Genomic DNA, 13729 nt, shown 5'->3' on the forward strand with positions numbered 1-13729 from the left:
TAAATACCATCTCTTAAAATTTCATCGATTATTTTTTTAAAGGAAGTATATGGTAGGTATATTCAATTTCGGTTGGCTGAATTCTAAATTCTTTGTGCGCCAAACCTTTAGCACTCCAACTATTATCGCCACCAACTCCTGTTTGTTTGTAATCGATATTTACATTTACAAAATCTCTCTTTTTGACATCAATTGTGTGGCGTTGTTGTTTCGCTTTTCCACTATCAAAATCGCTATTGTATTGATGATGTGCACTGAATCCTAGCAACTGATTTCCTTTAATTTCAACTCCATTTCCTTGTGCATCTGTAAAGCTTACCCAACGAACATCGGTTTTATATCCGTTTTCTTGCGGACGGATATAAGGGAAATACAAATCTGCCACCGGAGCCTTATAAACCCCTACCAATGCAGCTGTATTTCTATCATTGTAATTTTCAAAAGGACCTCTACCAAACCATGCTACATTTTGGTAGTCATTTTTCAGAATAAAATTATTTCCAAACCTTGGCAAGTGTGGTAATTTTCCATCGATACCATTCAAGGTATTTGTTACGGCAATTTCTCCAGAAGGATAAATCGTGTAGACAACGGTAACTACTCCTTTTACGGAAGGCAAATCGTATACTGTTTGTACCTGAACACTTCCTTTTACTTTTTTAGCTTTCTTTCTTTTTGAAAGTGAAATTTCTTTCGATTTATTAAGAATACTAAAAGCTTTTAAACTTTGCGTGTCTGTTGCTTTTTTCCAAACTTCTAATTTTACAGGCGACTTCGCTCCAAAATCGTTATCGGTAACAGCACGCCAAAAATTCGTTGAAATTCCTTCTACCAAAACATTTCCAAAACCATAATCCAAAGCGGTTAACTTCCCTGTTTTTTCGTCAATTTTCAATTCAAAATTTGCATTAGAAATTGTAGCTGTATTGTTTTCAGAAGCAATTAAAATACGTTCTTTTGTTGCTTCTACATTTTGTGCCAAATTTTCATTAACAAGTGCAAACTGTTCAAAAGCCACTACATGATCTACAGGCATTAAATCGGTTTTAATTCGATTTAGGGCATAGATATTTAAATGATAGGCCGCCGAACTATTTTTCAAAGTAGGTAAATCAATTTTTACCGTTTTCGTTGCATAAGAAGGAATGTTTAGCTGCGGTAATTCTCCATTGGCAATTTCTTTTCCATCTTCTAACAGCACCCAATTAAACTTATAAGCACTTAAGTTTGTAAAATCATAAATATTTTTGATAGCTATTTCACCTGCTGCTAAATTTGAAGCTTTAAACTTTATGTACTGGTATACTTTTTTAACTTCATGCAAAGCAGGGTGTGCTGATCTGTCAGGATTTACAATTCCGTTCAAACAAAAGTTTACATCGTGTCTGTAAATATCTCCTCCTAAATCTCCTCCATAAGCCCAATATTCTTCACCGTCTTCATTTTTAGTCAAAATTCCTTGGTCTACCCAATCCCATATAAAACCACCTTGCATGATGTCGTATTTTTCAATCACATCCCAATATTTTTGAAAGTTACCTGTACTATTTCCCATAGCATGTGCATATTCACACTGAATTAATGGTCGCTTGGCATTGTTTTCTGCATAGGCAATCATTTTATCAATCGTCCAATACATAGGTGCTTGAATGTCGGAATTTGCATAATTCAAAGCTCCTTCGTATTGTGTTGGTCTTGTTGAATCTTGTTCCTTTAACCATTTATAAGTTGCAAAAAAGTTTTCTCCATTTCCTGCTTCGTTTCCTAACGACCAAGTCACAATAGATGGATAATTTTTATCGCGTTCAAACATTCTTACGGTTCTATCCATGTGCATTGCCTTCCATTCTGGTAAATATGCAGGATGAATGGCTTGCGCTTTTTTATTCTTATCTAAACCTTGATTGGTTGTTCCCATACCATGCGTTTCTATATTGGCTTCATTTACCACATAAAAACCGTATTTATCACACATTCTATAAAAATGAGGATCTTTTGGATAATGACTACAACGAATCGCATTCAGGTTATTTTGTTTCATTACTTCCAAATCTTTCATGGTTAATTCTTCAGTAATGGCATGTCCTTCGGTATCACTGTGGTCGTGAAGATTGGCTCCTTTTAACAAAACAGCTTTTCCGTTTACCAAAAACTGACTGTTAGCTATTTTTATATTTCTAAATCCGACCTTAATCGAAGTCGCCTCAATTGTTTTACCTTTTTTATCTTTTAAATCAAGCAATAAGGTATATAAATTTGGATGTTCTGCATTCCATGTTTTTACATTTGCAAGCACATGGTCAAAATCAACACTGTTATTTCCTTTTTTAAGTTGTAGTGTTTTTACCGCTGAATAGACCTCTTTAGCACCATCCATCAGTTTTACTTCCATCACGTTTTCAACCGTTCTTTTGGTCTTATTCGTTAATTTCAGATTTGCTTTAAAAACCCCGTCCTTGTAATTATTTTCCAAATCAGCCGTTACTCTAAAATCTCTAAGCGTTACTTTATCAGCAGCATACACATAAACATCTCGCTCAATTCCACTCAGTCTCCAGAAATCCTGATCTTCCATATAACTGGCATCTGACCAACGCAACACTTGCACAGACACATTATTTTTACCAGGTTTTACAGCCTCCGTAATATTGAATTCTGCCGCAGTTTTACTTCCTTCGTTGTAACCGATTTTTACACCATTTACCCAAACATACATAGCGCCACTTACCCCTGCAAAATGCAAGTAGATATCTTTTCCATCCCAATCTTCTGAAATTTCAAAATCTCTTTTATAACTACCTACATTGTTTATATGATGAGGTATAAAAGGAGGATTGGCAGGAAAAATATAAATTCGGTTTACATATACAGGAACTCCAAATCCTTTCATTTCCCAGTTAGAGGGTACGTCAATTGTACTCCACCCTTTTAAGCTAAAATCGTTCTTATAAAAATCTGTTGGACGTGTAGAAACATTTTCAGCATAATAAAAATTCCAACTTCCATTTAAAGATGCATACCTACTAGAGTTCTTCCAACTCTCATTTTTCAAAGCTCCTTTTGCATTTGGATATTTATAAAAAGTAGCTGTTGGCGCCTCTCTATTCATTTGAAAAATAGCTGGATTTTCCCATTCTGGATTTTCCCATTTTTCTGCTTTGTAAATAGGTTTTTCTTGGGCATTTCCTTGAAGAAAAACGAAACTAGAAACTAGTAGTAAGAAAAGAAATTTATTCATTTTTATCTGTATTTGTTTATAAGTTGAATACTTAATTCTAGGAAAGTGTCATACGACTTGTCCTACAATTGCCACAAATTTAAGTTAAAACCTAAAGGTATACTTATCATTTAAGGGGTGTAAATGTTGCAACCACCCTTTGAATGTTTCTGATTCACATTGAAATAGGCGCAAAGTCTATAAAATATACTCTCGAAAAAATAGCTTGCCTACAAAACAACAACAAACGTTTATAAGAATTCTTTTAAAAAAAATGATGGTAAATAAATAATACCTTTTTAGTTCGTTCTATTCTCAAGTTTTACTGAACCTATTTTCAATCTATGTATTAAGGATGTTTAATACATAACAATACGCTTCAATATCAGGATAGTGCAGGATGACTTACCTGATTTCAAATTCTATTTTTACCCTTTAATTTGAATTAAAACCTAACCTCCTGTTAAAAGTACCAAAAAGCGAATCCATTATGAATAAAAAGCATATTACTCTAGGTGAGTTTATTATTGACAATCAAAAACATTTTAAGTATTCCTCTGGAGAACTTTCACGATTGATCAACTCCATTAGATTGGCCGCTAAAATTGTAAACCACAAAGTTAACAAGGCTGGGTTAGTTGATATTTTAGGAGCAGCTGGCGAAACAAATATTCAAGGAGAAGATCAGCAAAAACTAGACATCTATGCAAACGAAGTATTCAAATCTGCCTTAATAAATAGAGAAATTGTTTGTGGAATAGCAAGCGAAGAAGAGGATGATTTTATCATTATTCAAGGAAAAAACAATGCACACAACAACAAATACATTGTATTAATGGATCCTTTAGATGGCTCTTCAAATATTGATGTAAACGTTTCAGTAGGTACTATTTTTTCTATTTACAGAAGGGTAACACCGTTGGGAATGCCCGTTAAAAAAGAAGACTTTTTACAAAAAGGTAGCGAACAAGTAGCAGCGGGTTATATTGTTTATGGAACTTCAACCATGCTTGTGTATACAGCAGGACATGGAGTAAACGGATTTACCTTAAATCCTGCAATCGGAAGTTTCTATTTATCGCATCCAAACATGCAGTTTCCAAAAACAGGTAACATCTTCTCTATCAACGAAGGGAATTACGCACATTTTCCACAAGGTGTCAAAAATTATATCAAATATTGTCAAGCCGAAGAAGAAGACAGGCCTTATACATTCAGATATATTGGTTCTATGGTTTCTGATTTTCATAGAAATATGATCAGAGGCGGGATTTACATATACCCTTCAAGTTCAAAAGCTCCAAAAGGTAAATTGCGTTTATTGTATGAATGCAACCCTATTGCTTTTATTACCGAGCAAGCAGGAGGAAAAGCAACCGATGGCCACCAAAGAATTATGGATATTCAACCTACTGAATTGCACGAAAGAGTTCCAATTTTTTGTGGTAGTATTAAAATGGTTGAAAAAGCAGAATCGTTTATGAAGGAATAAAGAACAACATAAATGATTTCATTTAATTGAATCACAAGTACCTATTAACAGATAAAATTTTTCATGAATTTTATCTATTAATTAAGTTTTCCTAAAGCAGATTAACTATGAGCATGAATAAATTCATAAGGATTGATGAGAATTCTAGAATTCCAAAGTATCAACAAATTATAGATTCTATAATTGCGAATATCTCTTCAGGAAACTTAACTATGGATCAAAAAATTCCTTCTATCAATATGTTTAGTGAGGAATTTTATTTATCTAGAGATACCGTAGAAAAGGCTTATAGCATTTTAAAACAACGAAACATAATTACTTCTATTAGAGGTAAAGGATACTATATCTCAAGAACAAAGTTAATCTCAAAGGTTAATGTTTTATTTTTAATCAATAAATTGAGTTCATACAAATTAAGAACCTATAATAATTTTATAAATTCCATAGGAGCCAATTGCCACACCGACTTACATATATATCATTGTGATGAGACCTTATTTTTAAATTTATTAGACAAAAATAAGTTGGCCTATGATTATTTTATAATTATGCCACATTTTAAAACAGAAGACCTAAAGCATGTAAGTGCCACTGAAAATGTGATTAAAGCAATTCAAAAGATTCCTCTAGACAAATTGGTTATTCTTGATAATATAAGATTGGGAATAGAAGGCGATTTTATAAAAATTTATCAAGATTTTGAAAACGACATTTACACGGCACTGATCAAAGGTATATCTAAAATTAAGAAGTACAAAAAAATAATGCTAATATACCCTAATAAAGCGGTATACCCTTACCCTAGAAGGATATTGCAAGGGTTTAGAAAATTTTGTGCAGAGTATAAATTAGACTTTGAAATTTTGGATAAAGTCTATTATGATATGATTTTAAAAAAGGGTGATTTATTTATTACGATAGAAGAATCGGACCTGGTTGATTTAGTTAAACAAGTTAGAGAAGACGAATATATTCTAGGGACAGACATAGGCATTATTTCCTACAACGACACCCCACTTAAGGAACTTTTAGGAATTACTGTAATATCTACAGACTTTAGAGTTATGGGAGAAGCTGCGGCACAAATGATATTAAACAAAGAAAAAGGAAGCGTAAAATTACCTTTTAATTTTATAGACAGAAACTCCCTTTAACTAGCTTCTTTTCAAAACGAATAGTTTGTTTCTATAGCTAAAACTACAGAACTCCTTAATTTGATTAAGAATAGATTTGATCCCCTGAAAAAGTAAACGTTCATAAAATTCTATTGCTCACTCAGTAATTACGTAATTAGCAATATCCCAAATACGATTCATAAACCAATGCATCGTATTTGAGATATTGTTGAAATTCTATTTAGTTCAAAAAAAACAACTACCTATTTTAGTAGAGGATCCCATAAAGATTCATCTACTAAAACAATCAGCTAGCTACTATTCTTTCATTACTTTCAATACAATTGGTTTTTCTAAATTCAATTTCACCATATATATTCCTCTAGCCATAGACGAAATATCAAGGTAAACCCTACCATCCATTACTTTCAATTGCTTATTGAACACTTGTTTTGAATACATATTAAAAACCTGTATCTGAACATTTTCAGCCCTTATTGGCATCAAAATTTCGAAGGCTCCGTTTGTTGGATTTGGATACGCTCTCAATTCTGACATTAAGTCAATATTCTTTAAAAGTGAACCTTGACAATCGAATGCCCCCTTAACTTCAATTTTATCACCATGCCCAACTTCTATAGCAAATTGTTTTTGATTTGTTTCTTTAAGGAAAATTCCATTTTTTTCTATGACATAAGGACCTTTTCCTTCAGCTATATCCACAAACATTTTATCTTTAACTAGATTCATTTTTCCTGCAAGTGATTGAACTTCATCAATTGTTATTTCAAAACACTGCTCATAATCACCTCCTTCAATAGTAATACATAAGTCATATATACCAGGTATTAAATTATTAATTGTGAGCTCATTTGTAAAACTATACGCTACTTGATTTAATGTTGCCGTATAATTTTGACTTTGTTTTGCTTCAATAACTACCTGACCATTCTCTTTGTTTTCACAAGTTTCTCCTGTCGTTTTAATCGTATAATTATCAGATGAAATCACAAATACATCTTTAATTCCAGAAGAATTCAATACAATCGTATTGATTGAAAACTTAGGCAAAGTAATTCCGCCCGTACCTTCTTTTACCAATGTCAATGGATCAACATCTATAGGTACAGCTCTCTCTTCTCCCATAGAAGTAAATGCCATGGCTTTATGTACAAATGAATTCGAAAATTCATTTCCATCAATTTTAACTAAAAATGGCACTTCTTTATCACTTAAATTCACAACAAAAACAGTCGTCTTGCCATCTTTTCTTACAACACGTGCGTTTACCGCCTTTACCCCATTGGCAATACTAGCAACATCTACTGTACTTTTTATCAACTGACTGTTTTCTAAAACAGATCGAGTAATTTCATAGGCAGATCCAAATAAGGTTTTTTCCAAAGGATATTTTATCCTTTCTTTTTCTTTGTTATTTGAATCAAAATACTTCTCCCAAACAACCATAGAATTTAATTTCCCATTGGTACTAAACCAATTTGCCCGGTCAAAAACATCTTGATTCTCACTCATCATCAAAAAACAATCTACCGCACCTAGTGCAGAAACTGCGTTAGGCCCACCTGATTTCACACCCCACTCTGTCAACCAAATAGGTTTTGTTGGCGCTACTTTATGTGCAAAATCTTTTACAGAAGCTAATAATGTTTTACGTGCTGTAAGCGCTGTTCCATAAGCCTCATCACTATTTGCGGCATTATCAGGATCGGAGCCTACGTAAGTATGCACCGTCACAGCATCGAAATAAGTCAAATCAGCAGTTAAATCTTTATTCCAGTTAGGGTTTGCCCAACTGGTTCTTCTTAATAAAGGAATGGAAACTCGAATATTAGGATCTTGTGCCTTTAAGGCTGCAGACATAGATTTTGCTCTTGCAATATATTGTGCTGCATTTGGTATTATAGAACTCCTTTGTCCAGGGTAAAAACATTCATTACCCATTTCAACATCTTTAACTTCAAAACCTTTTGCAACTAAATCCTTATATCTAGCAACACTTTCAGGACTTCCATTTGTAAAATCTGCACCATCGGCACTCATATTAAAGGTCCACATCATATCATAACCTTTTCCATTTTGAAATTTTTTCGCCGAATTTAACTCGGATAACCCCTCAATTCCAACTTGAATATTCCCTCTATCAAATGTTTTGATATTTTCTAACAAACCAATTGTTTCTTCTCTAGGTGTTTTGTTTGTTCCCTGTTCGTAAAAAAACTTCTCTTCACCAAAAACTCGAGAAACGTCACGTCTCCAATCGTACCAATTAGACCATAACCCATGTGGAAATCGAACGGTAATAGGGTCAAACTTATTTACAAAACTCTTTTCTTGAGTAGTTTTAAAATGATGGATGTTCGTTCCTAATTGTAAATTATTATAGGTTTGCCTAGAGTGACTTGTTATTTCAATGGTAGCCTCCAAATTGTCAGGCAAACTAAAAGGATAGGATTGTGCATTAGCTTTTATTATGATAACCAATAACAGTATGTATATATATCTTTTCATTTTATTTCTTTTACAAGTGTTTAATATTACTAGTTTCACTAAAATCATTCTACTTTTTATCTATCCGCACCAATTACTTTTAGATGTTTAGCCCCTTTCCCATTAGTTCTGATTTTTTGATTTTTGAAATATGGCTGAAATGTATAATTCGATTCAGAATCCCATATTGAATTTACCTTTGGCAACAACTCTTTTAATTCGTTTATTTTACTTTTAAATTCTGGATTGAGAGCTTCATTCTTCCATTCATTTGGATCTGTTCTATGGTCATAAAATTCTTCCGTACCATCTTCATATTGTATGTACCTATAACCATCCTTTTTAATAGCATGATTGTTCATTCCGAAAGTTGTAATGGCATGTGTCGTTTCCAATCCTTTGTCATTTTGCATCATTGCAACCAAACTAGTTCCTTCATTTTTAGCATATACAGGCAATCCGGTTAATTCTAACAAAGTTGGATAAATAGAAAGCATCTCAACGGGTGCTGCTATTTTTTTACCTCTAGGTAAGTTTGGTCCTGCAAACATTAATGGTGCTTTTGTTGCTGTTTCCCATAATGCGTGCTTTGCAAATGTTCCTTTCTCTCCCAATCGATAACCATGATCAGACCATAAAACGATAATTGTATTATCTGCATAATTGCTTTTTTCCAAAGCATCTAGAACTCTACCCAATTCCGAATCTACAAAACTCATACAAGCCAAATATGCCTGTATTATTTTTTTCCACTCACCGCTTTCTTTAGCCCATTCTGTGGAAGGCATCATTGGTAAATCGTTAATTTGCTTTCCAACCGATGGAATATCTTTCAAATCATCTGATAAATAAGGAGGTGTTTTTATTCCTTCTAACGGATGCATGTCAAACCATTTTTGAGGCACATACAAAGGCACATGCACTCGTAAAAAACCAAGTCCTAAAAAGAATGGCTTCTCATATTTTCTGTTTAATCGATCTACTACCCAGTTAACAGATTGGTGATCTGGCATTAGCGTATCATTTTCCGGAAAAGCGCCCCAGTCTGTACTTGTTCTTCCATGTTTTCCTCTGACACCTTTTCCAAAACCATCCCAAATAAACCTTTTCTTTGGGTAAGGTCCAAAGCCTTTTACACGACCTCCAGATTCATCAAACACATTATCTGGCGAATGAATATGAAACAACTTACCTATACCCATAGTGTGATAACCATTATTCTTAAAATATTCAGGTAGAAAAGTTATATCTTTTGTTGACGGATTTTCCTTTCTCCTAATTTTATTATCTGGTGTCATCCCATAAATACCAGTGGTTGAAGGACGTAAACCTGTCATAATTGAAGCTCTGGATGGACCACACAAAGGAGCTTGAACATGTGCATTGGTAAAAGTAACCCCCATAGACGCTAGCCTATCAAAATTTGGTGTTTTTGCATTTGAATACCCATCAATTGGAGTGATCCAATTATTTAAATCATCGACGGCAATGAACAGCACATTTGGCATAGACAGATCTTCCTTTAGTAGCTTCTTTTTTTCAGTACTACATGAAAAAAACAAAGGCAATACAAACAATAATACAAAGTGAATGTTTTTCATAATTTTATTATTCTACTCTAAAAATTTTAATTTCACTTATAAATATCTTCTTCTTTTTTAACAGAATTACATTTAATAAACAAAACAAGCTTACTGATAACATCAAACGTATGTAGATTACCTGTTAATAGTATCCTTATCTGTCCTGTAGTATTTGGTAAAAAAAATTGGTAGAGTAATTTCACATTTAACAACTAGCAAAAACCCGAGAATCGAAATATCCAGAGTTACGAAATCAATCTACTTTCTTTTGACTTTTCAATCCTTCAAATAGCCAAAATCTAGTGTATGCCCTTACTTTTTTCATTTCTTATTCTAGTTCTATTATTCTCGAAACTATAATTTTAACCGGCCCCAATAAACCAGAAGTTAATAATTGATCTTTTTTATCATAGTGACTCCAAGAGGGAAACGTAGTCCTTTCTGAAGGACGCTGTGTATTATTAACCAACCAATCAGGTAGACTTTTTGTTTTATCTCCTTTTCTTTCAAAATCAAGTTCTAATTTTTCATCACCAATTAATCTATTAGGCCATAAGTTTGTCACCTTAACTTCAAGTATATTTTTTCCTTTTGTTACAAAGTCATCTATATTAATTCTAAAAGGTGCTTTCCACAATATTCCAGCATTTTTTCCATTGATAAAAACTTCGGCAATTACAGCCACACTTCCTAAATCCAAATCCAAAGTATATTCCGAATTTAGAAACTTTTTAGGAAGATTAAATTCCTTTTTATAACTAGCTGTTCCCGAAAAATAACGTATTGTATTGTTTGAAGATTCTGACCAAGACTTCAAACTATCAAAAGTTGAATTGGCAACAACTTCAATATTTGATTTGAAGGACACATCCCAAGAACCTGATAATTCTATTGGTTTTGGCACCGATTTTACTGTCGTGCTTGTTATTTTACCGGATGTGTCTGTAACATTCATTTTACCGGCATAAGGCGTTATCCAATTTACTTCATCATTCGTAACAACAAGCTCAGGTTTCAAAATGTCTTTTGAAAGATTTACGACTTGTTCTTCAGGAACAAATACAATACGTTCTTCACCATCAGTTTTATACTTTATTCGTAATCCAACATTCTTACCATCAGCTATTTTACGGTCTATTAATTTATTATTTACAGCAATTTTCAACACTCCATCGCTTACCAAGTCAATTATTTTGTTTGTAATATTAAATGTTTTATAATTTCCTGGAACACCTTTTGTTTCGGCTTTAAACTTTCCAAAAACAGCTTTTAAAACTTTAAGTTCTTCATTTTCTGAATCAACAACTATTTGTTCTTTTTCTTCTGCATGAATTTGATGAATTGTTTGACCTTTTTGATATTCCATTCTAAATTCTTTTTTGTACCCCATAGCAGGATCACAATCACAAAAAGCTCTAGAAATTTGAAAATCTAATTTGCCATCTTTAAGCTCACTGGCAACTTTATTAGTTATATCAATTAAGCCATCTTGTAAAAATGTACCATAATCGGCATTTATAATTTCTAAGTTTGAAAGCGGTTCTAAAACAGGATTTTCTATTGCTATTGTAGCTTTAACAAGGTGGTTTTTATTAGCTATCGGTTTTCTAAAAATTATGAATACAGATTCCTCCATTCCTAATTGCAGAGGCATACTAATAGTCCCATTTGAATTGTCTTTCCAAACAGCAATCTTTTTTATTTTTCCTGTTTCAGCATTCCATAATTCAGGTTGTTTTCCAGCTATTCTAAATGTTACTGAAATAGCTCTACTTTCTTTTTTAGCATTGGCTACAAAATAAATATCTGCACTTGTAGTTTTCCGGTGTATAAAACTAATATCTGATGCATCGTTACTTTCAACCTTAAAGTCAGCAGGAATGTTATTTTCTTTTAAAAAAGTACTAATAGAACTATCTTTCACCAAACTTGTATTCCATAATTCATTAGCGAGAGCTTCTATATTTTCGTCACACTTTGGGTAATTTTCAAGACTTGGTGATTTACTAGGGCGCTCACCAATAACAGTTGCACCAGCTTTTGTCAATGCTTCAATTTTAGAAAGTGTTTCAGGTTTCATCCAACTACTTTGTGGTAATACCAGCACACGATATGCATTTCCTGATGAAGAATAAATAGTTCCATCTTTCACCGTAAGCTCCTTTAGTTTATGAGCGCCTATTAAATCATAATCAAAACCCATTGCTTTTATTTCGGGCATTAAAAAAGCTGTGTTTGGCGAAGATTCTCCTGTAAAAACCAAAACATCGGCTACATTTTTACCTTGTTGCAGTAGAAACTGTGATTTAGCAATATAATCCATAAATCCCTTTCCTTGAGCCCACCAAGTATTTAATCTATTAAAATCGGTACCATGATAACTTAAAGCCAAACCTGGAGCTACATCCCAAGGTTGATGCACATAGGTATGAAAAATAAAACGTGTGATACCTTGCGCCCAAGCCTGATCTCCAATAGATTTCAATTGTGCTGGATGGTCATTCCAACCACCAATACCAGTAAAAGATTCTGCACCTACAATTGCACTTCCGTTTAAATGAGCTATAGAGGACACAAATTTAGGAGAATCAAAAAACGGATGACCACCGCTCCAAAACTCACACATGACAATATCTCCAGTAGCACCTACTTGCATATTATCAAAAGGTCCCCAATATGGTTCTACAGAGAATTTAAGCCCATTTTTATGACACAAATCTCGAAAATGTCCGTAATAATTATTTGCCATTAAATCGCCAATAGTTCTACGAAAATCCCACAAAAATCGTTCTGTAATTTCGCCACTTTCAACATAATACCCTGCTAAAGTTGGTAAATATAAAAACATATTATAGCCTCTTAGATTTTCGAATTCAGCATCAAAACCAGCGGTCCAATTGGTAGTTCCAACCTCATAACTATCTATTAGGCAATTATTAACTGTCGTACCTATCAAATCGCCCAACTTATTAATAATTGGCTGTATACCACCTTCCCAATAAACGTCCACTGCTTTTTGACTCATTTTATCTACTTCCAATCCACGGCCTCCATCTGGTGCTGGATGATTATTTTTGCCTTTCGCTGTATGACCAATTCGCAAAACAACCCATTCTCCCTTTGGTGCTTTCCACTCCAAAAAACCTTCTTTGCTAACTTTTGATGTCAAATCAATAATTTCATTTTTATTGATTACGGCCGAAACTGCAATTGATTTAGCATCTGGTAATAAATGATTTCGAATACGATCAGAAAGATTTTTATAATCTAAATTGTCTATTTTAATCATTTCTTTAGGTTTAGGAAATGCTAAAATGGCAATATCTTTGTAATAATTTAATTTGGCTTTAGGTTGTGCTAACTGGTCTTTATATAATTTTCCGCCGTGCACCGTAACTTCAGTAAATACAATAGTTTGCATGGCATATTCTGGTGCAATCCACGGACCACCTGAAGAAGACCAACCTGCACTGTTATGAAACGTGAGTTCTAACCCTAATCTTTTAGCTTCTTTTGCTGAATAATGAAAAAGATCTAACCATTCATCACTTAAATATTTTACAGGACCTTGAGGAAAACCTAAATGTACATTAAACAATTGTGCTTCTTGAATTCCCACTTGTTTCATAGCTTCTAAATCTTTTGTTATTCCAGATTTAGATATGTTTCCACTAATCCAATGCCACCATGTTCGGGCTTTGGCTTCATTTGGTGGAGTTTCAAAACCAGATTCTAAAATACTATACGTCTCTTGTCCATAAAAAGTAAAAACACCTAAGAACAGTATTAAAAGAGTACTTCCTATTTTTTTCAT

General features: G+C 33.3%; 6 protein-coding genes. 2 read left to right on the forward strand and 4 right to left on the reverse strand.

Annotated features, from left to right (window positions below; all coding sequences use genetic code 11):
* Nucleotides 1–28 precede the first annotated feature (28 nt).
* Nucleotides 29–3238 carry a glycoside hydrolase family 2 TIM barrel-domain containing protein gene (locus FGM02_RS02205; protein ID WP_139956505.1) on the reverse strand — a complete coding sequence of 1070 codons (3210 nt, stop codon included), beginning with the start codon at nt 3236–3238 and terminating at the stop codon, nt 29–31.
* Nucleotides 3239–3707: 469 nt separating this feature from the next.
* Between FGM02_RS02205 and fbp the strand changes: the two genes are divergently transcribed.
* Entirely contained in the window at nt 3708–4709 is a 1002-nt protein-coding gene (gene fbp, locus FGM02_RS02210) for a class 1 fructose-bisphosphatase (RefSeq protein WP_139956507.1), read from the forward strand.
* A 113-nt stretch (nt 4710–4822) separates the two neighbouring features.
* Nucleotides 4823–5863, forward strand: a complete 1041-nt coding sequence (locus FGM02_RS02215; RefSeq protein WP_139956509.1) for a GntR family transcriptional regulator — start codon at nt 4823–4825, stop codon at nt 5861–5863.
* Nucleotides 5864–6142: 279 nt separating this feature from the next.
* Here the strand turns inward: FGM02_RS02215 and FGM02_RS02220 are convergent, their stop codons facing one another.
* The 3 genes from FGM02_RS02220 to FGM02_RS02230 all read right to left on the reverse strand — a co-directional run bounded on the left by FGM02_RS02220 (nt 6143) and on the right by FGM02_RS02230 (nt 13729).
* The gene (locus FGM02_RS02220; protein WP_166461115.1) at nt 6143–8353 is read right to left on the reverse strand and encodes a T9SS type A sorting domain-containing protein; all 2211 of its coding nucleotides are present in this window, start codon (nt 8351–8353) and stop codon (nt 6143–6145) included.
* Nucleotides 8354–8409: 56 nt separating this feature from the next.
* The gene (locus tag FGM02_RS02225; RefSeq protein ID WP_139956513.1) at nt 8410–9933 is read right to left on the reverse strand and encodes a sulfatase; all 1524 of its coding nucleotides are present in this window, start codon (nt 9931–9933) and stop codon (nt 8410–8412) included.
* A gap of 310 nt (nt 9934–10243) precedes the next feature.
* Nucleotides 10244–13729, reverse strand: coding sequence for a glycosyl hydrolase (locus tag FGM02_RS02230; RefSeq protein ID WP_139956515.1), 3486 nt, complete (start codon nt 13727–13729; stop codon nt 10244–10246).

It is taken from the genome of Flavicella sediminum, assembly GCF_006381105.1.
Classification (GTDB): domain Bacteria; phylum Bacteroidota; class Bacteroidia; order Flavobacteriales; family Flavobacteriaceae; genus Flavicella; species Flavicella sediminum.